Raw genomic sequence first — 22,089 nt, 5'->3', positions numbered from 1 at the left:
TCTATTCTACTTCGTTTATGCAACCCCTCAAGATTGCCACCGCTCAATTTGAAAACGCCAGTGGCGATAAAGCTTATAACCTCCATGTCATCCGTGAGCTGTCTGCGGCTGCGGCCCGGCAGGGAGCGCAGGTTGTTGCCTTTCATGAGTGTTCCATCACCGGCTACACCTTCGCCCGCCATCTGTCGAAAGAGCAACTCCTGGCCGTTGCCGAACGGATTCCTGAAGGGGAGAGTATTGAGGCATTGCGGCAGATTGCGGCTGACAACAACATCGTTGTGCTGGCCGGTTTGTTTGAAAAAGATGAACACGACAGGCTTTTCAAAGCTTACGTCTGCGTTGACAAAACCGGTCTGGTAGCCAAATACCGAAAACTGCACCCGTTCATCAACCCACACATTCTTCCCGGAGATCAGTATGTTATCTTCGAGCTGTTTGGCTGGACATGCGGCATCCTGATTTGCTACGACAACAATATCATCGAGAACGTCAGGGCTACGGCGTTACTTGGCGCGGATGTCATTTTCATGCCCCATGTCACGATGATGACCCCCTCGACTCGTCCCGGCGCAGGCTTTGCCGACCCAGCTTTGTGGGCCAATCGCGACACCGACCCAACCTCCCTACGACTAGAATTTGACGGCTTGAAAGGTCGCGCGTGGCTCATGAAATGGTTACCCGCCCGCGCTTATGACAACGCCGTTTACGTTGTTTTCGCTAACTCCATTGGCCTCGACGACGATCAGCTTAAAAACGGTTGCTCCATGATCCTCGACCCCTTCGGCGATATTGTGGCAGAGTGCCGGCAGCTGGGCAATGAAGTTGTTACGGCCACCTGTACACCCGACAAACTCCAACAGGCAGGGGGTTACCGCTATCGCAACGCTCGCCGTCCCAACCTATATGCCGAGATCATCGGTCAGGCTCATAAGCCAGAACAAAAAGTTGTCTGGCTGGCTCCATCCGAGCAGCCCAAACGGTAGGTATGGGCCGGCAGGCTACCGGCTAAGGGAGGCGTTTCACCAGAGCCAATACCAGTTTGGCTGAGTTGCGGGCGGCAATGTCGAGGAACTGCCTCATGTCCATCCGGGCGTTGCTGTTGGCTTTGTCGCTGAGGCTTCGGATGACTAAGCACGGCACCTGTTCCTGATAGCAAATCTGCGCTACGGCTGCCCCTTCCATCTCCGTTGCATCGGCCCCATAGTCACGCCGGAGTTGCGCCACTTTTTCCTCCGATGACACAAACACATCACCCGTTACGATAGTCCCAACCACCAGCGTTGGCGGTCGATTCGTGGCCGGAATCGAGGCGAAAACAACCAGTTTGGCCGCTTCCTGTGCCCGAAGCAGCAGGACCGAATCGGCCAGGAAATAGACGGGGTTGTCCTGTTTGGTGATGGCGTTGCGCGTTTGTCGGCTGGGTTGGGGTGGGTTGGTCATGGTCATCCAGCCGTAGTCGTGGTGGGCCACGCGCCGCCCAACCACCATGTCGCCGGGTTGGAGATCGGGGTTGGTGCCACCTGCAATGCCCGTAAACAACACGCGGCGGGGCCGGAAATGGGCCAGTACAAACGCCGTAGCCGCCGCGGCGTTGACTTTGCCGATACCCGTTTCGGCCACAACAACCCGCTGTTTCCCCACACGGCCCGTAGTGAAGACCATACCGTTGATGGTCTGCGTTTTAGGGTGTCGTAATGACTGTCGAACCAGCCGCAATTCCGGCTCAAACGCCCCAAGCAGCGCCGTTATGGGGCGAGTCCTGTAGAGCTGCGCATGAGTAGGCTGAGTGCTTGTTAGAAGACAAAAGATTATAAAAGAAATACGTTGCGTGTTCATGTTAGATTGCGTCAGGTTGATCTATGTTTGGATGAGGGAGATTAGTATGTGTGGCTTCGCGTTGCGCGAAGCCACTACCCCACCAGCGACAGCACGCACAGGCCATCAACCAGCCATAGCCCGGCAGGAATCTCACGCGCCCGACCAGTAAACACCCGCACAAGGGTCCAGGATAAAAATCCCCAGACAATACCGGTGGTAATGCTGTAGCTAAACGGGATAAGCACTAGGGCCAGAAACGCAGGCAGGGCTTCGTCGAGTTGCTCCCAGTCGATTCGCAGGATGGGTTTCATCATAAACGCCCCCACCAGCACCAGCGCGGGCGCGGTGGCAATGGCCGGTATCACAGACAGCAGGGGCGACAAAAACAGAAATGGCAAGAACAAACACCCCGCCACAATGGCCGTCAGCCCCGTGCGCCCGCCCTGCGCAATTCCCACCGCCGATTCGATGTAGGCCGTGCCGGGACTGGTACCGAGCAGTCCCGCCAGCGTAGTGGCCACGGCGTCGGTCAGCAGGGAGCGGTTCAGGCGGAGGGGCTCGCCCTGTTCGTCGGTTAGGTTGGCGGCTTCGGCCACGCCCACGAAGGTGCTGATGCTGTCGAACAGGTCGGTGAAGACAAACGCAAAGATGACCGGCCACAGCGACCACCGTAACGACCCAACCAAATCGAGCTTACCAACCAGCGAAAAGTCGGGCATGGCTACCAACCCCTGCCACTGCACCAGCGGCACCGTTCCACCCCACCACCGGCCAATAGGCAGCGCAGCCAGCGTGGTCAGCACAATGCCGATGATGATGGCGCCGGGGACGTTTCTGATCAGCAACACCGCCGTGAGCAGTAGTCCGGCCACAAACGTAAGTACGGCTGGGTCGGTGAGGCGGGCCACACCAACCAGCGTGGTTGGATTAGCTATAATAAAGTGGGCGTTTTCAAAGCCAATGAGTGTAATGAACAGCCCGATACCTGCTGAAACAGCATACCGCAACGGCTTAGGAATCAGCCGGACCAGCGCCGACCGTACGTTCAGCAGTGATAAAATAAGGAACAGCACCCCTGCCCAGAATACCGCCCCCAGCGCTACTTCGGGCTTGATGCCCATGCCTTTTACAGCAGTGAACGTAAAAAAGGCGTTCAGGCCCATGCCCGGTGCCACCACCAGCGGGTTGCGGGCGTAGAGACCCATCATCAGGCTACACAAAAACGACAGCAACACCGTGGCCGTGAGCACCCCCGAAAATGGCAGCCCCGCCTGACTCAGAATGGCCGGATTGACCACAATGATGTACATCGTGGCCATGAAGGTGGATACCCCTGCCAGAATCTCGGTTCGTTTACTCATGTGGTACTTGCTGAAATTAGTTAGCTGGTCAAGATGACATATCTTGACTAGCCTTCTGAGTCGCTTCGCCGAAAGATATCGTCTGGCGAAGCAACTTTAGATTTTGAACCTTAGACTTTAAACGTTGAACCCGTTCACTTCACATACCCTCACGTGCCAGCTATAGAGGGCGGTGCTGCTCCCAATATACTTTCGGCGTCACGATACTGGTTTCGCCAAAACTGGAGATCAAAAAGTCGTTGGTGTTGCCGGTGATGATATAATCCGCAGAGCCAGCTTTAGCCGCTTCCAGAAAACGGTTGTCGTCAGCGTCGGCAATCACAGCCACGCGCTCTGTTGCAATTACTCCGTTCTGATATTTCGTCCAGACGAAGCAGAACAATCTCGGCATTCCGCTTGAAGTTGGTAAAGCGAGCAAACTTCTCCCGGCCAAGTACGGCCACGTATTCCAACCAGATTTCGTCGGTTATAATTGAGGTTACCTTTCTACCAAAAACAAGTTCGTCGATAATTAAAGCGGGGTAACTCTTCGAGATCAGAGATGACACCAACACGTTTGTGTCAACGACGATTTTTTGCATCGCGCACAGCCTGAATCTCGGCGTTGATATCGTCCATTGTTAAGTCAGAAAGCCCTTCCTCACCAGCAATTAACTGGCATTTACGCAGTGCTTCGCGGGCCACTTCCGTTTTAATCTTATCAACTAATTGGTCAAGCGTCACGGAGTCGACATGCAGACCGTACCGATCAACTTGTTCGTCTGTAAGGGTTAGCGTCAGGGTGCTCATTAGTATATCTTTTGTGTAAAACGGGGGTAATCTCCTAATTAGTTTCTTACCCTATTTCACATAGCCCAACGTACGGGGAATCGTGTAAATCTCGGTTTGGCGACCGTCGATATAGCGGAAAGCCTGACCGTCGAAAAAGCCGTCTTCTTCCAGCATAATCCGCACCAGCTTCTTCCATTCGTGGATTTCCACAGCGGCATTAAGCTCAATGGAATAAGCCGTATTGGCTTTCAGGGGGTAATCGCCGGGGCCGGGCACGCCTTTTTGCTGATCCCAGAGGCCAATAGTTGGTCCGGCAGCGTGGCCGTGTACACCAATCGGGTGCGAATAAATCGTGCCGCGAATACCTTCCTTTTCCGCCTGCACCAACGCCGCCGACAGCAGCTGATTCCCCGATTTACCGGCTACAAACTGCTCCGTCAGAATATCCTGCAACCGGTTGCCCTGCAAAAACGCTTTCCTGATGCTTTCAGGCACGGTAGCCTCGCCGGGGCGCAACACGTAGGCGTGTTGTTGCTGGTCGGTATTCAGGCGCAGGTACGTAATGCCAAAGTCAACGTGAAGCAGGTCGCCGGGCTGGATGATCTCTTTGTCAGGTCGTTTCGAGAAGGTACGCAAGTGGTTGAAGTCGTTGGCCGGACCGTCGCCACGGTCGGCCCGTTGCACATCAACCGTGGGGTGAAACCAGGTGTCGAGGCCCAGGTCGGTGATGCGCTGCCGGAACCACCATACCACATCGTCGGTCGTAGTAATACCAGGTTGAATAACCGCTTCCGAAAGCCCTTCCTGAATGATCTGGTGCGACAGTCGGCAGATCATGGGGTATACGGCCATTTCTTTCTCCGTCCGCGATTCAAGCCAGCCGACGGCCAGCTTTTCCGCCGAAACAATTCGTTTTTGATAGTCCTGGGGCAGCTTTTGGAGAAACTCAGCCTGTTCCGTAGCGGTCAGCCCGTCGGCGTGGGCGTAGTTGGCCGAGCGGTTCAGGCCTATTTTTTTGGGTTTGCGGTCCTGAATAATGGTCATGAGCGCATCCCACTGATTGGGCCGCACGTCGATGTCCCAGGCACCTTTCAGCAGGTTGCCCACATCGTAGCGGGCAATGGCCAGCCGCTCTACGCCCTCGGTTGAACCCCGGTCAAAGAAGACCATGATCGTGCGTCGCCGGGCCGATAGCCAGGTGCTGGGCAGCATGGTTTTCAGCACCGGGTCTTCGTTGTATTCCCGCGAAATGATAACCCACATGTCGATGCCCTCCCGACGCATGAGTTGGGGCAGCAGGTTGGTAAACCGATCTTCCAGCACCTCATCCACAAACTGGGCGCGGGCGCGTTCGGCCAAAATAGTAGTAGGCTGGGCGACAGCAAATTGAGCAGCAAAAAAGAGTAGAGCAATCAGGCGCATAGCGAAACGGTTACGTTATGCAGGGCAAGTTACGGCGAAAACGAGCGGTTTTTTAGGCAATAGACGCGCCCGCTTCCCGTTTTGAAGTCAAACCAATACGCTTTATCCAATGAAAAAAACGTATCTCTACGGGCTACTCGTCGCCCTGCTCGGCACGGCCGCCTGCCAGTCTGACAACAGCCTGAACCCGGCGCAGGACCAGACCCAGGTAGCCAGTTCATCTACCAGTATAGCCGCCGAAGGGGCCAATGTTCAATCGTCGGGCGTGGTGACGGGCAACCTCAACACGGCTGGCCCGTCGGGAGCCAGAACGGCCTCGGTGGCGTTACAACAGGAGATTTTGACGTACCTGAACGCGGCCCGGTCGAAGTCATGCCTCTGCGGCACCACCACCTATGCACCCGTTCCGGCGCTGGCACTGAACACCAAACTCACCACCGCTTCCGACAAGTTTGCCCTCGATCTGGCCACCTACAATTACTTCAGCCACACCGGTCGCGACGGTTCGCAACCCTGGGACCGCATGACCCGCGAAGGTTACGTGTGGCGGGCTGCCGGTGAGAACATTGCGGCGGGCTACCCAACCGCCCGCGCCGTGGTCGATGGCTGGCTGAAATCGCCTGGTCACTGCGCCAACATCATGAGTCCGAATTTCAAGGAAGTCGGCGTGGGCTATGCCTACACTACGACCAGTACCTACAAATACTACTGGGTAACGGATTTCGGCACGCAGCGGTAAGGGTAGTTTAAGGTTCAACGTCTAAGGTTTAAAGTTGCTTCGGATCCGGCTTTTGCAAGCGCGAAGCAACTTTAAACCTTAGACGTTGAACCTTAAACTACCCTTTCACAACTTACTCGCTGCTGCTTTGTCCAGAAACCAGACGAAGTCTTTTGTCTTGGGCTTGATGCGTTGCGAGGGATATTTATCGGGCTGGTAATCGCCCTGGAGCACTTCTTTGAGCGAATCGGCTTTTTTGGTGCCCTCTACCTGGAAAATCACCGCCGCTGCATTGTTCACCACCGGGGCCGTAATCGTAAGCCGGAACATGTCCTGCTGCGGCAGGAAAAACGCCTTTGTCCAGTCGCGCTCTTCATTCACCACCTCCGTGCCGGGAAACAGCGAGAGCGTGTGCCCGTCGTCGCCCATGCCGAGAATGACGAGGTCGAACGTATGTTCATGGCCATCGAAATAACGGTGGAGCAAAGCACCATAGTCGGCCATCGACGTGTCGGGCGGCAAGGTGGTGTCCATGACATGAATCTGCTCGCTGGGCACGTCGACGTGGTTTAGCAGCGTTTCAAAGCCCATTCTGGCGTTGTTTTTCTCGTCATCGAAGGGCACATATCGTTCGTCGCCCCAGAACACGTGCACGCGTTTCCAGTCGATGCGGTCGCGGTAGGGGGCCCCGGCCAGCAGTTTGTGTAGCGCAACGGGCGTGCTCCCCCCCGACAGAGCAATGGTGAACCGGTCACGGGTTTGCAGCACCCGTTCGGCATAAGCGGTGATCCAGTCGGCGGCTTCCCGCGCGCACTCATCCGGGGTATCGGCGATGTTGATGTTCATAAATAAGCGGGAAGAAAGGAGGGAAGGAAGAATGGAGAAAGGGGTTTGCACTACACTATTTACGCGTAGGCAACTCCCTTCCTCCGTTTTTCCTTTCCTCCTTCCTCCCTTTTTTTCATCCATTCATCCAGCTAAATCCGTCGCGTTCTGTCAGTTTCGAGGCTTCATCAGGACCCCACGAGCCGGGGGCGTAGATGGGCATGGCAGCGGGGTCGGTTTGGGCGGCCCAATGATCCAGAATCGGCATCACGATCTGCCAGGCCTCGTCTACCTGATCAGCCCGCATGAACAGGGTCGCGTCACCGGCCATTACGTCGAGCAACAGCGTTTCATAGGCTTCCGGCTGCTGCTCTTTAAACGATGTGTCGTAGTTGAACTCCATCTCCACGGGATCCAGCGCCAGGGTCTGCCCGGGGCGTTTGGCCTGAAACCGCAGCCGGATATTCATATCAGGTTGAATACTAATAATCAGGCAGTTATGTTGCCACGTTTTCGACGCCTCATTGGGAAATGCGTAGTGCGGTGCCGGCCTGAACTGCACCGTAATCACCGATGACTTGGCCGCCAGGTGCTTACCCGTGCGAACATAGAAGGGGGTTCCCTCCCACCGCCAGTTGTCGCAGAAGAACGTAACGGCGGCAAAGGTTTCGGTCATCGACTCCGGATTCACGCCTTCCTCCTGCCGGTAGGCGGGTGATGGCTTTCCGGCTTTTTCGCCCGTGCCATACTGCCCCCGCACGGCAATGGTATCTACCTGATCGGGTGCCACGCGGCGCATGGCCCGGAGCACGTCTACTTTTTTGTTCCGAATCTCGTCGGCCTCAAAAGAGGTAGGCGGCTCCATCGCCACCATGCACAGCAGTTGCAGCAGGTGGTTTTGAATCATGTCGCGCAGGGCGCCGGAACCTTCGTAGTAGCCGCCGCGCCCCTCCAGCCCTACGGTTTCGGCGGCGGTGAGTTGCACGTATTCCACGTAGTTATGATTCCAGATCGGCTCGAACAGCGTGTTGGCAAACCGCAGGGCCAGCAGGTTCTGCACCGTTTCTTTACCCAGGTAATGGTCGATGCGGTAGATCTGTTCTTCGGCAAAGTGGCTCAGCAGCAGTGCGTTCAACTCGCGGGCACTTTGCAGGTCATGGCCAAAGGGTTTTTCCACCACAATCCGCACCCGGTTCTTGTCACCACAAAAGGACAGTTGACTCAGGTTGGTGGCGATGCCCGGTACTAGTTGCGGGGCCACCGACATATAGAAAATGATATTGGCGGGCGCACCCCATTCAGCCTCACGGGCTTTCACGCGGTCGGCAATGAGGTGGTAGGCGGCAGCATCTCCCCCATCCATGCGCAGGTAGCCCACATGCGGTGAAAACGTAGCCCAGGCGTTTTCAGGGCCATTTTTCCGGCGCGAAAACTCGTCGATACCTTCTGCCAGCCGTTCGCGGAAGGTGTCGTCGTTATAATCACTACGACCAATACCCACTACGTCGAACTGTTCGGGGAGGTAACCGTCGAGAAAGAGGTTGTAAAGAGCAGGTGTAAGCTTGCGAAAATTAAGGTCGCCGCTACCGCCAAAAATAAATACGATGGTAGCCGGTGGTCGCTGTGGCGCAGGAGACGTGGTCATGAGAAAGGTTGTATATACTGACGTAAGGAGTTACGAATTACGAGATACGATTTACGATTTTTGCTAACGCATGAGTACGCTTGCTTTGGCCTGCTTGCGTCAGCAAAAATCGTAATTCGTAATTCGTAAATCCTTACGTCACAACCAGAACCCGACATGCTTAGTTTGCAAGACCTGCGCAACGCTCACGACCGTATTCGCCCGTTTATTCACCGAACGCCCTGCCTCACCTGCCACACCCTTGATCAGATGGCAGGGGCAACGCTGGTGTTTAAGTGCGAAAATTTCCAGAAAATAGGTGCGTTTAAAGCGCGGGGTGGCATGAACGCCGCTTTGCAATTAGCTGACAATGAGCGCAAAAATGGCCTTGCTACCCATTCGTCGGGCAATCACGGACAGGCGGTGGCGTTTGCGGCACGGCAGTTGGGTATGCCCGCCTACGTGGTGATGCCGCGTACGGCTCCGCAGGTAAAAAAAGATGCCGTGCGAGGTTATGGGGCTACCGTTATCGAATGTGAACCCAACATTATTGCCCGCGAAGCCGGGGTAGCCGCCATCATCACTCAAACCGGTGCCGCCCTCATTCACCCCTTCGACGACGACCGGGTGATTGCCGGACAGAGCACCGCTGCCATTGAATTGATTGAAGATAACCCAACCGGCCAACCCTTCGACGTGATTATGGCACCCGTCGGCGGCGGCGGGCTTATTAGCGGTACGGCGTTGGCCACTCATTTTTTAGCCCCGGCAACGCGGGTAGTTGGTGCCGAACCAGAGGGTGCCGCCGACGCTATTTTGTCTTTCAAAAGCGGTCACGTTGAAAAAGCCCCCTACATCAGTACCATTGCCGACGGCCTCATGGCACCCCTCAGCGAACGTACTCTGGGCTATATCCGTCAGTACGTCAGCGACATCAGGCTCGTCAACGACGTCGAAATCCGCGCCGCACAACGGCTGGTTTGGGAGCGCATGAAAATCATCATCGAACCCTCCTGTGCCGTGCCCTTAGCCGTAGTGCTCCGCTACAAAGACGAGTTCGCCGGACAAACCATCGGGATCATTCTAACAGGCGGGAATGTGGATTTGGGTAATGGGTTTACTATCTAATGGTCAAGGTCTACTGTTGCTTCGTGCTCAGCAGATACCGTGCGCGAAGCAACAGTAGACCTTGACCATTAAACAGTAAACTCATTTTAAACTTCCCATACCGCCGTCTACGCCAATGATCTGTCCGGTGATCCAGGAAGCGGGGTCATCGAGGAGGTAGGCGGCCATCATGGCGATGTCTTCGGGCGAGCCGACGCGATTGAGGGGGTGGCGTTTGTTGGCGGCGTCACGCTTTTCGGGTGTACCCAGCAGGCCCTGCGATTCGGCCAGGGGAGTGTCGGTGAGCGATGGAGCCACGGCATTAACGCGGATATTGTACGGAGCAAATTCTGCCGCCAGCGATTTAGTAAGCCCCTCCACCGCCGATTTCGCTACCGATACCGACGAGTGCAGCCCCATGCCCAGCTTAGCCGCCACGGTACTAAACAACACAATACTGGCCCCCTTCGACTTCTTCAACGCCGCCAGTGACGTATGGATAGCCGCCACGGCTCCCAGCACGTTTACCTGCAGATCGTTTTGATAGTCGGCCGGTTGCAGCCGCTGAAAAGGTTTTAGATTGATTGTACCCGGCGCATAAACAAGGCCGTGAAGCACGTCGGGAAGCTGGGATAGTGCCTCGCCAACGGGCTGGGTCACGTCCCAATGCATATGCGTCGACGTAATTCCGTCGGGTTGCCGCCGACCAGCCGTATAAAGTACGGCACCCTGCTGCTGCAATGTCAGCGCCAGTGCGTGCCCAATACCCGAACTGGCTCCGATGATTAAAATATTTTTGCCCTGCATAAAGTGGTTCAAGGTTAAATGTCTAAAGTCCAAAGTTGCTTCGCGCACAGTACCTGCTGAATGCGAAGCAACTTTGGACTTTAGACATTTAACCTTGAACTCCCTTAGATTGTTGGCTTATTCATGCCCACGTATTTCAGAAACTCCTGTTTCGTGGCTTCGTCCTCAAACTTGCCGCTGTAGGCAGCTGTCAAGGTCGATGAGGCGGTGTCGTTCACGCCGCGCGTCGATACGCAGAGGTGAGCCGCGTCGATGATTACGGCCACGTCTTCAGTTTGCAGGGCTTTCTTTAGTTCGTCGGCAATCTGCATCGTCAGGCGTTCCTGCACCTGTGGCCGCTTGGCGAAGTGCTGCACAATCCGATTCAGTTTCGAAAGGCCAATGACCTTCCCACTGCTGATATAGGCCACGTGCGCTTTGCCGATGATGGGCACAAAGTGGTGCTCACAATACGACTGCACCGTGATATCGCGCTCCACCAGCATCTGGTTATACTGATACTTGTTGTCGAAGAGCGTGGTGCTGGGCTTGTTGGCGGGATTGAGGCCCTTAAATGTCTCGTTGACGTACATTTTGGCCACCCGGCGGGGCGTACCTTTCAGGCTATCGTCGGAGAGGTCGAGGCCCAGAATGGTCATTATTTCGCGGAAATGTTCTTCAATCAGGTCAATCTTGAGGCTATCGTCCAGATCAAAAGCGTCGGCGCGGAGGGGTGTTTCCAGATTAGCACTGCCGTGCGTATCGCCTTGTTCGTCAATGAGTTCGTCGGTAAGCAAATCGTCGTGGTTATGAGAATGACCGTTATGTGCGTGGCCGTTAGAGTGGGTATTCAACGAAATTCCGTTCGGTTTCATAAAGTCTGATTTTAAGGTCAAGCGTTGGCTCGAGTTGTTCACGTAGTATGTTGTAAATGACAATGGCGATATTCTCGGCCGACGGGTTCAGGTCGCGGAATTCGTCGGTATCCAAGTTCAGGTTTTTGTGGTCGAAACGGTCCGTCACGTGCGTCTTGATCAGATCGCCAAGGTGCTTCATGTCCACCACATAACCCGTTTCGGGGTCTACCGGGCCATTCACCTGCACAATCAGGTCGTAGTTGTGGCCGTGGTAATTGGGGTTGTTGCACTTGCCATAGACACGCGCGTTTTTTTCGTCCGACCAGTTGGGGTTGTTCAACCGGTGCGCTGCGTTGAAATGTTCTTTCCGGAACACCGCAACGCGGGGGACCTCAGTCCCGGTGGTATCCATCATGTAGTTTCGATCAAAATCAGTTGATCAACCTGTCGTTACAAAGTATGTGTACAACACAGGCAGACCCGGGCGCGGTGCTTTTCGGAATATTCTCCGACGCGCTGAGGAGTGCTTTGAGTTAATGTTACAACCAACCTTGTGGTTGGTTTGTTCAACCTTTCAGATCAAAGATTAAACAAAACGAATCTATACCATTGCCTCTGTTTTTTAACGCTCCTTTCCGTTACTTTGTTCATTAGCTACCATTCATCCTCGCTACGCTTTATTCAGCACTTCTTCATGCACCAACGCCCTTCTCGGCGCTTATTCCTGCGCACGGCCACCCTGGCCACCACCCTGGTGCCTACGCTCTCGGCCTGGATACCTACATCTGCCAGGCCCACAAACACCGCTTCTCTCCGACTAGGCATTCTGGGTACGGGAAGCAGAGGACAACAGGCCATCAGGCAGGCTTTGAACTTCCCTGGCGTACAGATTTCGGCCATTTGCGACACAAACCCAGACGCTGTTCGTCAGGCCCTGTCCCTGTTTACTGCCCTGGGTCAACCCCGTCCTGTGGTATATGCTGAGGGTGAATCTGCCTTTCAGCAATTGCTCCGGCGAGACGATATTGATGGTGTTGTCATTGCCGCGTCGGGAAACTGGCAGGTGCCAATGGCAATAGCCGCTATGAAAGCGGGCAAGTACGCTGGCCTGACGGTCTCTACGCCAACAACCGTTCGTGAATCGCAACGACTGGTTGATACATTTGAGCAGACGGGCACCCCGCTCATGTTCCTGGAACGTACCTGCTACCACCCCGACACACTGGCTGTGTTAAACCAGATTCGGCAGGGAGATTTCGGCGAAATAACCCACGCCCGAAGCGGCTACCAGCAGCCAGGCGCGAGCAGCGCCCCCTACCCTACGCATGGGCTTGGTCCGGTGGCGCAGTGGCTCAATATCAACCGGGGAAACCGGTTCGTGTCCCTCAGCAGCACGATGACCAAAAGCCGGGGACTGGTTGCCCTTTCGCCCAAAAGCAGCACAGCAGGCTCGCTAAGCGCAGATTATACGCTTGGTAACGTAATCACCACCATCATTCAGTGTGCCAGCGGTGCCGTGGTTGAACTCATCCACGACAGCGAAACGCCCCGACCCTATGCTGCTGGTTTCCGGGTGCAGGGCACAGCCGGTGGCTGGACGGGGGGAGAGCATAATTCACCCAAAGACCAAACCAGTGCAGATTCCCTTATGATGCGGGACTTTGTTGAATCGGTACGAAATCGGACGGCTCCCCCCATCAACGCGTATGATGCCGCCTTATGGTCATGCATCCATTCACTGGCAGAACAAAGCCTGGCTGCGGGAGGGCAAGCTGTGGCCATACCCGATTTTACTAGCCGTTCAGTTCAACCACCTGCCCATCCTGACAGCGTAGCGTACGGCCCGGAAACTTGTGGAGCAGGTCGTAGTTGTGGGTAGCCATCAGAATGGCCGTACCGGCATTGTTGATCTGCTTGAACACGCCCATAATCTGATCCGACACGCCAGGATCGAGGTTGCCCGTGGGTTCGTCGGCCACCAGAATAAGAGGCTCATTCAGCATGGCGCGGGCAATCACAATCCGCTGTTGTTCCCCCCCCGACAGTTGGTGGGGCATGCGTTTGTGGGCCGTGCCTAACCCTACCTGCATGAGTACTTCCGAAATACGGTTGGTCATTTTACCCTTGTCAGTCCAGCCGGTAGCTTTCAGCACAAACTTCAGATTCTCTTCTACGTTACGGTCGGTGAAAAGCTGAAAGTCCTGAAACACGATACCGATTTTACGGCGTAGATAAGGAACGTCTTTAGGCTTAAGGTTTTCGAGCGCAAAGCCCGCTACCAGCCCTTTGCCCTGCTGTAGCCACAGATCGGCATACAAGGTTTTGAGCAACGATGACTTACCACTCCCTGTTCGGCCAATGAGGTAAACGAACTCACCTTTGCGAATATCAAATGACACATCGCCCAACACAAGTTTGGTATCCTGGTAAATATCAGCCTGCTGTAGCGAAAGAACGGGGTCGGAGTTGAACATGATCTGATTTGTGATTTACGACTTACGATGTACGATTGGTTGCTCACGCGAACGTATAGGGGCGTCAGCAACCAATCGTACATCGTAAGTCGTAATTCGTAAATTACATACTACTCGCTTTCTTGTGGTCGGCGAGGAATTTGGCGAGGCCAATGTCGGTGAGGGGGTGGTTGAGCAGGGCCAGCATTACGCTCAGCGGACCGGTCATGACGTCGGCACCGATTTCGGCGCACTGAATAACGTGCATCGGGTGCCGGATCGACGCGGCCAGCACTTCGGTGGTATAGCCGTAGTTGCGGTAGATGGTCACGATCTGCTCAATCAGTTCCACACCGTCGGTTGAGATATCATCCAGCCGACCCACGAATGGCGACACGTATGACGCACCCGCTTTGGCCGCCAGCAGGGCCTGACCGGCCGAGAAAATAAGTGTGCAGTTGGTGCGGATTCCTTTTTCCGAAAAGTATTTCAGCGCCTTCACGCCGTCGCGGGTCATCGGAATTTTTACCACGATGTTATCATCCAGTTCAGCCAGTTCTTCGCCCTCGCGCACCATCTCGTCGAAGGTGGTGCCAATGACTTCGGCGCTTACGTCACCCTCCACAATGTCGCAGATCTGTTTGTAGTGGCGCATCACGTTGTCTTTGCCCGTAATGCCTTCTTTGGCCATCAGCGAAGGGTTGGTAGTAACCCCATCGAGAATACCCATATCCTGTGCCTCCCGAATGTCGGCGAGGTTGGCTGTATCAATAAAAAACTTCATAGGACGAATTGTCTGTGTAGTGGTAAAAGTAAGAAAGGCGCAACAGAAGACAGCCGGATTGCCGGACCAAAACAGTAAACAGACAACTTAAAGTACGTGGGTGCCGTCTTCAATCACGCAGCTATAGATCAGCGTGTCTTTGCCCGTTTTGGCGCGGTACTGTTCGCGAATGGTTTTCTCGAAATCGGCCAGTGCGTCTTCCCGAACCAGGTTGATGGTGCAGCCGCCAAAGCCGCCACCCATCATGCGGGCACCCAGTACACCGGGATGGTTGCGGGCAATGTCTTCCAGTATATCCAGTTCGGGGCAACTTACTTCATACCATTTGCTCAGCCCCTCGTGCGAACCGTACATACGCTGCCCGAATGCGGCCACGTCACCGCGTTGCAAATCGGCCACGCCGTCGAGCAGACGGCCATTTTCGAGCACTACATAGGCACAGCGGCGGTAGAGAAGTGGCTCCTGATCGCGCACGTGTTGATTGAGCATGTCGATGGTCACGTCGCGAAGGCTTTGGATCCTGTCGCCATACACGGCCTGAAGCATAGCCACGCCCGCCTCGCACTCAGCCCGCCGGGTGTTATACTCTGAGGTTACGAGCGAATGTTTCACCCGCGAATCGCAGAGCACAATCCGGATGCCGTCCATCTTCAGTGGAGCATAGGTATAGTCCAGCGACCGGCAGTCGAGTTGAATGACGTGTCCGGCGCGGCCCATCATGGAGGCAAACATATCCATGATACCTACCTTGGCACCCACAAAATTGTTCTCCGCCCGCTGCGACAATTTCACCATCGATACACGCTCCATACCGAGGTTGTAGAGGTGATTAAGGGCAAACACCACGGCGTTTTCCAACGCTGCCGACGACGACAGGCCCGCCCCGATTGGGATGGTACCGCCAAATACGACGTTCAAACCGGTGGTGAGCGGGGTGATTTTAGTTACCTCATCGACCACGCCGAGCAGGTAATTGGCCCAGCCTTTGGCAGCGTGGGTAAGGGTATCCAGCGAACTTTTGTAGGTGCTGTTAAGGTCGGCAGCCATAAAGTGCAATTGCCGGTCGGTGCGGGGGCCAACGGCCATATAAATGGCTTTGTCGATGGCAGCGGGCAGCACAAAGCCCATGTTGTAGTCGGTATGTTCGCCGATGAGGTTAACCCGGCCCGGCGACTTAATGAGTACCGGCGTTTCGCCAAACGCGTCGACAAAGGTGGCCGACAGGGTGTCCAGAAGTTGCATGGGTAGGAAAAGAGTTCAAGGTTTAACGTCTAATGTCTAAAGCTGCTTCGCGAATTGCTATACAAAGCGAAGCAACTTTAGACATTAGACGTTAAACCTTGAACTCTGTTTAAAGGGCAAAAAAAATGGCAAACCGAATGTCTCACCGCTACGACCACCTACCCTTGCTTCCGTCAGGACCTGGGGGATTCAGCAGGAGCTGGTAGCACCGATTTGCCGATGCAAAAGTAAGGCATCATTACGGATTTGTAAAGGGGATGGGGCTAATTTTGAGACGTTGTTGATGTAAAGTGTAGCATCTGGACTGCAGAATGACTCGCATCGGTATTCAACTTTATTCTTATCCCCTATCATCCAGCCTGTTATGTGTCCCCTCACCATGCGCCGCTTTTTCACAGCCTACCTTTTATATTTTCTCCTTTCCTGCACATCATCTAGTGACTATCTGGAGCAGGGTCGGAAACTTCTGCGGGAAGGTAAATCGAGGGAGGCGGTGCAGGTGCTCAACCAGGCTGTGGAGGCCGATGCCGATAACGCCGAGGCGCTCAACACGCGGGGCGTGGCCTATTTTGAACTGAAAGAGTACAACAATGCCCTGCTCGACTACGAACAGGCCTTGAAAATAACGCCCGATTTTTATAGCCCTTATTACAACCGCGCACTGCTGAAAACTACGCAGGGCGACGTTCAGGGGGCATTGAAAGATTACTCCGAGGCTATCCGTCTCGCCCCCGATACCGCTAAACTGGCTACGTCTGAAGCGTTTTTGAACCGCGGACAACTCTTTGCCGCGCAGGATCAAATCCAGCCCGCCCTAACCGATTTCGATCAATCGATCAAGCTCAATCCGCGCAACGCACTAGCCCTGTATAACCGGGGTAATCTTCGCTTCAACGAAAAAAACCTCGACGGTGCTATCGCCGATTTTCAGGCCTGCATTGCCGTTGACCCGAACTTTGGCAAAGCATTCTATGGCCTTGGCCTGTCGCAGGTACTTGCCAATCAGCGCGAGGCAGCCTGCCTCAGCCTCAAACAAGCCCAGAAATTAAACTACCCCGACGCGGCAAACGCCATTGCGGCATATTGTCAATAAAAAGGGTCTGGAAAGTCATAGTGAGGCGTAGAGATAGTCCGGAAAGTCGTTTTTACCGCTTGTGACTTTCCAGACTATCTCTACGCCTCACTACGACCTTCCAGACTACGAAGCCTATGAAACCCCTCTCCCTCCTTTTTGCCGGCTTGTTTGTGTTGTTTGCGGCGGTGCAATACAATGACCCCGACCCGCAGGTCTGGATTCCTATCTACGCGTTTGCGGCAATGGCCTGTGTCATGGCCTACGCTGGTTTGGGGCGCTCGTGGTTTTTCGTGCTGATGGCTCTGATCTATGCCGGGGCTGCTGTTTGGCAATGGCCCCCAACCTTTGAAGGTTTTTTGCTGAACGAGGTAGGCATGAAAACAGTAAACATCGAACTCGCCCGCGAAGCAGGTGGCCTGGCTATCTGCACCATCGCTATGTTCACACTGGCGTGGCTGACAAGGCGACGGGCCTAGGCGTTGGTGAGCCAGCCTGGTGCTGGTTCGATATCACCTGCATCAAAACGGGTCGGGGCGGTTTTCCATTGGAAAACCGCCCCGACCCGTTTTAGGTAACTCTGTGCGACTTGCTACATACCGCCCGTTTCAAACGTAACCGTGTCGACGGCGAAAAGGGGCTTCTGACCGGAGTTTGGATTCACAAAGACCAGATACACCTTGTGCATTCCTGTTTCAGGCTTTTTAAACGGAATCTGTACCGGTCCCATCGAGCCTTGTTTCACTTCAGCTTCGCCCAGCAGCGGTCCCGTTGGCGAGTCAGTACGAACCTGAATGGTGCCACCGGCAGTGCGGGGATCGCTGGCAATGGCCAGCACACTAGCCCCCGTCAGCCCCGTCAGGTCGATGTTGTTATAGGCCGTAAAGCTACCGTTGCCCATAGCCACGGCAGCATCGTTGCCATTAGGCATCTTGAAATTCATGATCTCTTTCTTGTCGTCATAGCTGGCGGCCTTCATCTTGGGGCTGCGCAAAGCCACCGACTGCACCTGCGTGAGCGGGCCAATTTCGCCGTTGCCCCGGTCGGTATAGGTGGCGGTCAGTACGTATGAACCGTCTTTGGCGTGGTCTTCGGTCGTGTAAGCACCCTGCAACGGCTGCTTGTTAGCCATTTTCTCGTTTGCCAGCGACAGAATGTAGCGCACCATGCTTTCGGCCTCTTCCTTCTTCAGTTGGGGGTGGGCACTCATAGCCTGCTCGCCCCAAACGCCGCCGCCACCCGTGATGACTTTATTAGCCAGTTTGGCCTCAATCATAAACGCCCCTTTGTACTTCTTTGCCACGTCGATATAAGCCGGCCCGATTGATTTCTTGTCGATAGCGTGGCACGATTTGCAGTCACTCAGTTCGATCAGGCGTTTGCCCGCCGAGTAGCCAAGGTTGGCCTGGTGCCCCTGTGCCAGCATCGTTTTGTCGAACCCTTCTACGTAATCAATCGTCATGGTCACGTCCTCTGGATTGATGCCCTTAGCCAGCGTACCATCTTCTTTATCTACCACAGAAGCCTGATAAGCAATGGGTTGCTTGGGGAAATAAAACGTTTTGTTACCCTTCACGGCCAGGTCCACCTTCGGCATGTCGTTGCCTACTTTCACGGTCATCGTCTGCGTTACTTTGTTGCCGGCAGCGTCGGTCACGGTGAGCGTGGGGGTATAGATGCCTGGTTTGCTGAACGTAACGGTGGGGTTGCTGGCTGTGCTGGCGGGAATACTCTTGCCGAAGTTCCAGCTATAGGTCAGCGCGTCGCCGTCATAGTCCATCGTGCCGTTGGTGTTAAACGTCACTTTCAGCGGAGCTGCACCCGCCACGGTGTTGGCCGAAGCTACAGCCACCGGCTTGCGATTACCGGCATTGTACGTAATCTGCGACAGCCGGGCATCATCGTTTTGGGCGAACCAGTTCTGACCATACTCCAGGGTGTAGAGGCTGCCATCAGGCGCAAACTGCATGTCGATAACGTGCGAGAATTTGGTGCTGGGCAGAAACCGTTCCATGCTTACGAAATCGCCGTTGGGGGCCATTTTCACGGGGTTGATCCAGTCGCGCATCCAGTCGTAGGCAAAGAATTTCCCGTCGTAGGCGCGGGGGAATTTCACTTTTGACTCGGCGTAGTCATCGTAATAATAAACCGGTCCACCCATGGCGTTGCGGCCCCCTTTGCCCACAATGGCACCAAACTCCGGCGAGTCGGCATAGGGGTAGTAGATGAATGCTTTCTGGGCCGGGGGCAAGTTAGTCAGGCCTGTATTATGAGGCGAATCATTAACAGGTTTGGCCGGATCGAAGAGGGGTCCCGACGTTTTATTCTCAAAATTGTAAGCGTTGTAAGGCTTGTTGTCGGCTACAAACAGGGGCCAGCCGTAGTAGCCAGCCTGCCGGGCCTGGTTCATTTCATCATGTCCGCGAGGACCGCGGCCTTCCTTGTTTTCACCGGCATCGGGACCTACTTCACCCCAGTACAGGAAGCCCGTGCGCTGGTCGACGGAGATCCGGTAGGGGTTACGGTTGCCCATAACGTAGATTTCGGGACGGGCTTTATCAGTACCAACGGGAAACAGGTTGCCAGCTGGGATGGTGTAGCCACCGTTGCCGTCGGGCGTGATGCGCAGAATTTTACCCCGCAAATCGTTGGTATTGCTCGATGTAGCACGGGCATCCCATCCCTGACGGTTGGGCCGTCCGTCGCTGGGCGAGAAACCGTCGGAGGCAAAGGGGTTGGTATCGTCGCCCGCCGAAAGGTAGAGGTTGCCTTTTTTGTCCCAGGCAATAGAGCCACCCGTATGGCAGCAGTCGATGCGTTTTACGGGAACACGGAGCAGGATTTTCTCCGAATCCATCAGCAGCGTGTCGCGCACGTCGTCATACGTAAACTGGGCAAGGTGCTGGGCGGTGTCGGCACCGAACTTAGCCGCGTCGGGCGAGTAATAGAGGAACAGGCGCTTGTTCTGAGCGTAATTCGGGTCGGCGTTGACTCCCATCAAACCATACTCGAATTTGGTATAAACCGGCATCCGGGCCACCACCTTCATCTTTTTCGTAGCAGGGTTATACATTTTCAGTGCCCCCTTCCGCTCGCCAAAAATTACCTTACCACCTGGCAGCACCACCAGTTCGGTAGGCTCGTCGAGCTTGTCGACCAGCACGGTGCGCTCGAAACGGTTTTCTTCAGCCGCGGGCTGCGATTTGGCCAGGCTGTAATCCAGTTTCGTGGCCATCACCGATTGCAGTCCACCCAGCAAATGCTTCAGAAATACGGGATCGCTGTAGGTCTCGTTGGGGTGGCCGAAGTTGGTGTAAAACGCCTTGCCACCGTCGTAGTCGTGATACCAGGCCATGGGGTGATTGTCGCCCATCTTGCCGTCTTTGTAGGTTTTCTCGTCGATCTTGACAAGCACGTTAACGTCCTTGTTAACATTCTTAAAGTCGTAGAACTCGTCTTTGATAGTCCAGCGGTCGGGGAAGCCAAACATCGAGGCGTGGTTCTTATTCACCGCATAAGCCTCGCCCGTCTGCACGTTGGGGTTACCGGGGTGCGACGCAAACTGGGCACCCGACAGTTTGTTGTACCACGGCCAGCCATATTCGGTATCGGTGGCGGCGTGGATGCCTACGTAGCCCCCTCCGGCCTGGATGTACCGCTCGAAACTTGCCTGTTGGGCCTCGTTCAGGACGTCGCCAGTGGTCGAAAGCCAGACTACGGCGTTATAGCGCTTTAGGTTGGCCTCCGTAAACTTCCCGGCATCTTCGGTGGTATCCACGGCGAAACCGTTCTGTTGCCCCATAGCCATCAGCGTTTTCTGCCCCGTCGGAATCGACTGGTGACGAAAGCCCATGGTGCGCGAAAAAACGAGTATGCGTTTCTGCGCGGGCGCGTTGGCGGTTGCAGCCGGGGCCTTCGCGCGGGACTGCGCCATGACCGGGTCACTGACCGAAAGGGCCAACATCCCGCCAGCCAGGGCAAGTGTGTAAAACAGAGCTTGTTTGTACATAGGATTGACTACTTGTTCGTATTTGTGTAAAGGGAAAAAACAAGGGGTTTTCTACTGTATCAACTGTGTTTAACAGAGCGGTTCTCCGCTGTGAGCATGTGCCTTTTTCGACAGCAGCGCACTGCTCTGCCAGCCATGGTCTTTACCTGCGCTTTGTCCACCAGATCAGCAGGCCGGTGGCCGTGACGATGGTCATGGCCAGAGACAGGATGAAGTAGATCGTTTTACTGATGAGTCCACCGAAGCGGCCATAGTGCAGTTCTTCGTTAATGTGCTCGAACTTGTATTCGGCATCGGCTTCGTTGGCGTTAAATACCTTGGTCAGCTCCCCCGTATTGGGGTCAAATTCGGTAGCAGCGGTGAATTTTCCGTAGAATGGATTGGCATCAGCCCCATTGCCCCGTACCACCAGTGGCCCATCGGGGCCGTCGGGGAAGCTAATGACCTCAGCCACGAACCCGGGTACCGTGGTAGCGCTTTTGGCCAAGAGTGCATCTACTGATGTGTTCAGTTTCAGGGCCACCGGTTCGGGGCGTGGTCCGCGCGGGCGTTCTTCGCCGAACAGCCGGTCGACGGTTTTTTCCCAGTGAAAAAACGTGCCGGTTGCGCCCATGATCAGTAAAAACAGCAAGGCGGCCACCCCCAGGTATTTGTGCAAATCGCCGTAGACGATTCGTTTGGGCTTATTCCAGCGCACACCAATGCTGAATACGCTGAGCAACGATTTGCGGTAGTACCAGGTACCGGTCAGCACCGACGTGACGAGGCAAATGCCCACCAGCAATAAAACCCAGTCGCCAATGGGGGGCGCCAGCAAGTGTTCGTGCAGATTACGGACCTGACGAACAAACGCATTCTGCATGTTTCGCTGCCCCAGAAAACGGCCCGTATACGGGTCTACGTAAGCCCAGAGGCGTTCACGGCCTTCATTCAAATCGGCGCGCAGTGCACGATTGGTGGCACCTGGATAGAGAATGAGGTTTCGAAGCTGGGCATTGGGAAACTGTTTTTGTAAGGTCTGCACGGCAGCATCGTAGGGCTGGCGCCCGCCATTGGCCGGGGCGGCAACGGTCACTATGCTGGGATTCAGCCAGCCGTCGATGGCGTTGTCGAAGAGAAGAATACAGCCTGTCAGGGAGAGCATCAGGAGGAAAAGCCCCCCAACCAATCCGGAAATGCGGTGTAAAGAGTACGCTAGTTTGTCGGTACGCGTCATAGTCAGGTTGTCTATAAAAGACAA

At 55.0% G+C, this 22,089-nt stretch carries 22 protein-coding genes; 6 read left to right on the top strand and 16 right to left on the bottom strand.

Going from position 1 to position 22,089, the window contains the following annotated elements:
* Nucleotides 1-17: 17 nt before the first annotated feature.
* The gene (locus tag J2I47_RS18050) at nt 18-983 is read left to right on the top strand and encodes a nitrilase family protein (protein WP_207365991.1); all 966 of its coding nucleotides are present in this window, start codon (nt 18-20) and stop codon (nt 981-983) included.
* Nucleotides 984-1,005: 22 nt separating this feature from the next.
* On the opposite strand, the gene J2I47_RS18045 is transcribed toward J2I47_RS18050, so the two are convergent.
* The 6 genes from J2I47_RS18045 to J2I47_RS18020 form a co-directional block, all read right to left on the bottom strand.
* Nucleotides 1,006-1,836 carry a 5'-methylthioadenosine/adenosylhomocysteine nucleosidase gene (locus tag J2I47_RS18045; RefSeq protein WP_207365990.1) on the bottom strand — a complete coding sequence of 277 codons (831 nt, stop codon included), beginning with the start codon at nt 1,834-1,836 and terminating at the stop codon, nt 1,006-1,008.
* A 74-nt stretch (nt 1,837-1,910) separates the two neighbouring features.
* Nucleotides 1,911-3,179, bottom strand: a complete 1,269-nt coding sequence (locus J2I47_RS18040) for an NCS2 family permease (protein ID WP_207365989.1) — start codon at nt 3,177-3,179, stop codon at nt 1,911-1,913.
* Between the two features lie 160 nt (nt 3,180-3,339).
* Nucleotides 3,340-3,570 carry a PIN domain-containing protein gene (locus J2I47_RS18035; protein WP_207366061.1) on the bottom strand — a complete coding sequence of 77 codons (231 nt, stop codon included), beginning with the start codon at nt 3,568-3,570 and terminating at the stop codon, nt 3,340-3,342.
* Nucleotides 3,485-3,760 (bottom strand): putative toxin-antitoxin system toxin component, PIN family, encoded by a 276-nt coding sequence (locus J2I47_RS27030; protein ID WP_207365988.1) that lies wholly within the window; start codon nt 3,758-3,760, stop codon nt 3,485-3,487. The genes J2I47_RS18035 and J2I47_RS27030 overlap by 86 nt, the downstream gene beginning before the upstream one ends.
* A complete protein-coding gene (locus tag J2I47_RS18025) occupies nt 3,741-3,968 on the bottom strand; it encodes a hypothetical protein (RefSeq protein ID WP_207365987.1) in 228 nt (75 codons plus the stop codon). The genes J2I47_RS27030 and J2I47_RS18025 overlap by 20 nt, the downstream gene beginning before the upstream one ends.
* 51 nt (nt 3,969-4,019) lie before the next feature.
* Nucleotides 4,020-5,372, bottom strand: a complete 1,353-nt coding sequence (locus tag J2I47_RS18020; RefSeq protein WP_207365986.1) for a M24 family metallopeptidase — start codon at nt 5,370-5,372, stop codon at nt 4,020-4,022.
* A gap of 109 nt (nt 5,373-5,481) precedes the next feature.
* On the opposite strand from J2I47_RS18020, the gene J2I47_RS18015 reads away from it, so the two are divergent.
* Nucleotides 5,482-6,111, top strand: coding sequence for a CAP domain-containing protein (locus J2I47_RS18015; protein WP_207365985.1), 630 nt, complete (start codon nt 5,482-5,484; stop codon nt 6,109-6,111).
* A gap of 105 nt (nt 6,112-6,216) precedes the next feature.
* Here J2I47_RS18015 and pgl read toward each other — a convergent pair whose 3' ends face one another.
* Both pgl and zwf read right to left on the bottom strand, forming a co-directional pair.
* A complete protein-coding gene (pgl, locus tag J2I47_RS18010; RefSeq protein WP_207365984.1) occupies nt 6,217-6,936 on the bottom strand; it encodes a 6-phosphogluconolactonase in 720 nt (239 codons plus the stop codon).
* 115 nt (nt 6,937-7,051) lie between these two features.
* Nucleotides 7,052-8,560: a glucose-6-phosphate dehydrogenase gene (gene zwf / locus J2I47_RS18005; protein WP_207365983.1), complete on the bottom strand. Its 1,509-nt coding sequence runs from the start codon at nt 8,558-8,560 to the stop codon at nt 7,052-7,054.
* 156 nt (nt 8,561-8,716) lie between these two features.
* Here zwf and J2I47_RS18000 point away from each other — a divergent pair, with 156 nt between their 5' ends.
* Nucleotides 8,717-9,667: a threonine ammonia-lyase gene (locus tag J2I47_RS18000; protein WP_207365982.1), complete on the top strand. Its 951-nt coding sequence runs from the start codon at nt 8,717-8,719 to the stop codon at nt 9,665-9,667.
* 81 nt (nt 9,668-9,748) lie between these two features.
* On the opposite strand, the gene J2I47_RS17995 is transcribed toward J2I47_RS18000, so the two are convergent.
* From J2I47_RS17995 to J2I47_RS17985, 3 genes are all read right to left on the bottom strand, one after another.
* On the bottom strand, nt 9,749-10,453 hold the full coding sequence (locus tag J2I47_RS17995) for an SDR family NAD(P)-dependent oxidoreductase (protein WP_207365981.1): 705 nt from the start codon (nt 10,451-10,453) through the stop codon (nt 9,749-9,751).
* A gap of 104 nt (nt 10,454-10,557) precedes the next feature.
* Nucleotides 10,558-11,307: a GTP cyclohydrolase I FolE gene (folE, locus tag J2I47_RS17990; protein WP_207365980.1), complete on the bottom strand. Its 750-nt coding sequence runs from the start codon at nt 11,305-11,307 to the stop codon at nt 10,558-10,560.
* Nucleotides 11,270-11,704 (bottom strand): 6-pyruvoyl trahydropterin synthase family protein, encoded by a 435-nt coding sequence (locus tag J2I47_RS17985; RefSeq protein WP_207365979.1) that lies wholly within the window; start codon nt 11,702-11,704, stop codon nt 11,270-11,272. The genes folE and J2I47_RS17985 overlap by 38 nt, the downstream gene beginning before the upstream one ends.
* 279 nt (nt 11,705-11,983) lie before the next feature.
* Here J2I47_RS17985 and J2I47_RS17980 point away from each other — a divergent pair, with 279 nt between their 5' ends.
* Nucleotides 11,984-13,168: a Gfo/Idh/MocA family protein gene (locus J2I47_RS17980; RefSeq protein WP_207365978.1), complete on the top strand. Its 1,185-nt coding sequence runs from the start codon at nt 11,984-11,986 to the stop codon at nt 13,166-13,168.
* Here J2I47_RS17980 and J2I47_RS17975 read toward each other — a convergent pair.
* The 3 genes from J2I47_RS17975 to galK form a co-directional block, all read right to left on the bottom strand.
* Nucleotides 13,083-13,763, bottom strand: coding sequence for a cell division ATP-binding protein FtsE (locus J2I47_RS17975; protein ID WP_207365977.1), 681 nt, complete (start codon nt 13,761-13,763; stop codon nt 13,083-13,085). The genes J2I47_RS17980 and J2I47_RS17975 overlap by 86 nt on opposite strands.
* A gap of 103 nt (nt 13,764-13,866) precedes the next feature.
* Nucleotides 13,867-14,526 (bottom strand): fructose-6-phosphate aldolase, encoded by a 660-nt coding sequence (gene fsa / locus J2I47_RS17970; RefSeq protein WP_207365976.1) that lies wholly within the window; start codon nt 14,524-14,526, stop codon nt 13,867-13,869.
* Nucleotides 14,527-14,613: 87 nt separating this feature from the next.
* The gene (gene galK / locus J2I47_RS17965) at nt 14,614-15,768 is read right to left on the bottom strand and encodes a galactokinase (protein ID WP_207365975.1); all 1,155 of its coding nucleotides are present in this window, start codon (nt 15,766-15,768) and stop codon (nt 14,614-14,616) included.
* Between the two features lie 364 nt (nt 15,769-16,132).
* Between galK and J2I47_RS17960 the strand changes: the two genes are divergently transcribed.
* Nucleotides 16,133-16,861, top strand: coding sequence for a tetratricopeptide repeat protein (locus J2I47_RS17960; RefSeq protein ID WP_207365974.1), 729 nt, complete (start codon nt 16,133-16,135; stop codon nt 16,859-16,861).
* Between the two features lie 116 nt (nt 16,862-16,977).
* Entirely contained in the window at nt 16,978-17,319 is a 342-nt protein-coding gene (locus J2I47_RS17955) for a transmembrane 220 family protein (protein ID WP_207365973.1), read from the top strand.
* A gap of 113 nt (nt 17,320-17,432) precedes the next feature.
* Here the strand turns inward: J2I47_RS17955 and J2I47_RS17950 are convergent, their stop codons facing one another.
* Together J2I47_RS17950 and J2I47_RS17945 are read right to left on the bottom strand one after the other, a co-directional pair.
* A complete protein-coding gene (locus J2I47_RS17950; RefSeq protein ID WP_207365972.1) occupies nt 17,433-20,849 on the bottom strand; it encodes a ThuA domain-containing protein in 3,417 nt (1,138 codons plus the stop codon).
* A 142-nt stretch (nt 20,850-20,991) separates the two neighbouring features.
* Entirely contained in the window at nt 20,992-22,065 is a 1,074-nt protein-coding gene (locus tag J2I47_RS17945) for a PepSY-associated TM helix domain-containing protein (protein ID WP_207365971.1), read from the bottom strand.
* Nucleotides 22,066-22,089 lie beyond the last annotated feature (24 nt).

This window comes from Fibrella rubiginis (genome assembly GCF_017353185.1).
Lineage (GTDB): Bacteria > Bacteroidota > Bacteroidia > Cytophagales > Spirosomataceae > Fibrella > Fibrella rubiginis.
The sequence above is the reverse complement of the archived record's forward strand: the minus strand, read 5'-3'. Positions and strand labels throughout refer to the sequence as shown.

Bases quoted from the DNA above. Each gene is read 5' to 3' on its own strand.
- J2I47_RS18000 (WP_207365982.1), top strand. From the start codon at position 8,717: ATGCTTAGTTTGCAAGACCTGCGCAACGCTCACGACCGTATTCGCCCG.
- J2I47_RS18040 (WP_207365989.1), bottom strand. From the start codon at position 3,179: ATGAGTAAACGAACCGAGATTCTGGCAGGGGTATCCACCTTCATGGCC.
- J2I47_RS17980 (WP_207365978.1), top strand. From the start codon at position 11,984: ATGCACCAACGCCCTTCTCGGCGCTTATTCCTGCGCACGGCCACCCTG.
- galK (WP_207365975.1), bottom strand. From the start codon at position 15,768: ATGCAACTTCTGGACACCCTGTCGGCCACCTTTGTCGACGCGTTTGGC.
- J2I47_RS18035 (WP_207366061.1), bottom strand. From the start codon at position 3,570: ATGCCGAGATTGTTCTGCTTCGTCTGGACGAAATATCAGAACGGAGTA.
- J2I47_RS18015 (WP_207365985.1), top strand. From the start codon at position 5,482: ATGAAAAAAACGTATCTCTACGGGCTACTCGTCGCCCTGCTCGGCACG.
- J2I47_RS18025 (WP_207365987.1), bottom strand. From the start codon at position 3,968: ATGAGCACCCTGACGCTAACCCTTACAGACGAACAAGTTGATCGGTAC.
- J2I47_RS18020 (WP_207365986.1), bottom strand. From the start codon at position 5,372: ATGCGCCTGATTGCTCTACTCTTTTTTGCTGCTCAATTTGCTGTCGCC.
- folE (WP_207365980.1), bottom strand. From the start codon at position 11,307: ATGAAACCGAACGGAATTTCGTTGAATACCCACTCTAACGGCCACGCA.
- J2I47_RS18045 (WP_207365990.1), bottom strand. From the start codon at position 1,836: ATGAACACGCAACGTATTTCTTTTATAATCTTTTGTCTTCTAACAAGC.
- J2I47_RS17985 (WP_207365979.1), bottom strand. From the start codon at position 11,704: ATGATGGATACCACCGGGACTGAGGTCCCCCGCGTTGCGGTGTTCCGG.
- J2I47_RS18050 (WP_207365991.1), top strand. From the start codon at position 18: ATGCAACCCCTCAAGATTGCCACCGCTCAATTTGAAAACGCCAGTGGC.
- J2I47_RS17950 (WP_207365972.1), bottom strand. From the start codon at position 20,849: ATGTACAAACAAGCTCTGTTTTACACACTTGCCCTGGCTGGCGGGATG.
- fsa (WP_207365976.1), bottom strand. From the start codon at position 14,526: ATGAAGTTTTTTATTGATACAGCCAACCTCGCCGACATTCGGGAGGCA.
- J2I47_RS27030 (WP_207365988.1), bottom strand. From the start codon at position 3,760: ATGCAAAAAATCGTCGTTGACACAAACGTGTTGGTGTCATCTCTGATC.
- pgl (WP_207365984.1), bottom strand. From the start codon at position 6,936: ATGAACATCAACATCGCCGATACCCCGGATGAGTGCGCGCGGGAAGCC.
- J2I47_RS17955 (WP_207365973.1), top strand. From the start codon at position 16,978: ATGAAACCCCTCTCCCTCCTTTTTGCCGGCTTGTTTGTGTTGTTTGCG.
- zwf (WP_207365983.1), bottom strand. From the start codon at position 8,560: ATGACCACGTCTCCTGCGCCACAGCGACCACCGGCTACCATCGTATTT.
- J2I47_RS17960 (WP_207365974.1), top strand. From the start codon at position 16,133: ATGTGTCCCCTCACCATGCGCCGCTTTTTCACAGCCTACCTTTTATAT.
- J2I47_RS17995 (WP_207365981.1), bottom strand. From the start codon at position 10,453: ATGCAGGGCAAAAATATTTTAATCATCGGAGCCAGTTCGGGTATTGGG.
- J2I47_RS17975 (WP_207365977.1), bottom strand. From the start codon at position 13,763: ATGTTCAACTCCGACCCCGTTCTTTCGCTACAGCAGGCTGATATTTAC.
- J2I47_RS17945 (WP_207365971.1), bottom strand. From the start codon at position 22,065: ATGACGCGTACCGACAAACTAGCGTACTCTTTACACCGCATTTCCGGA.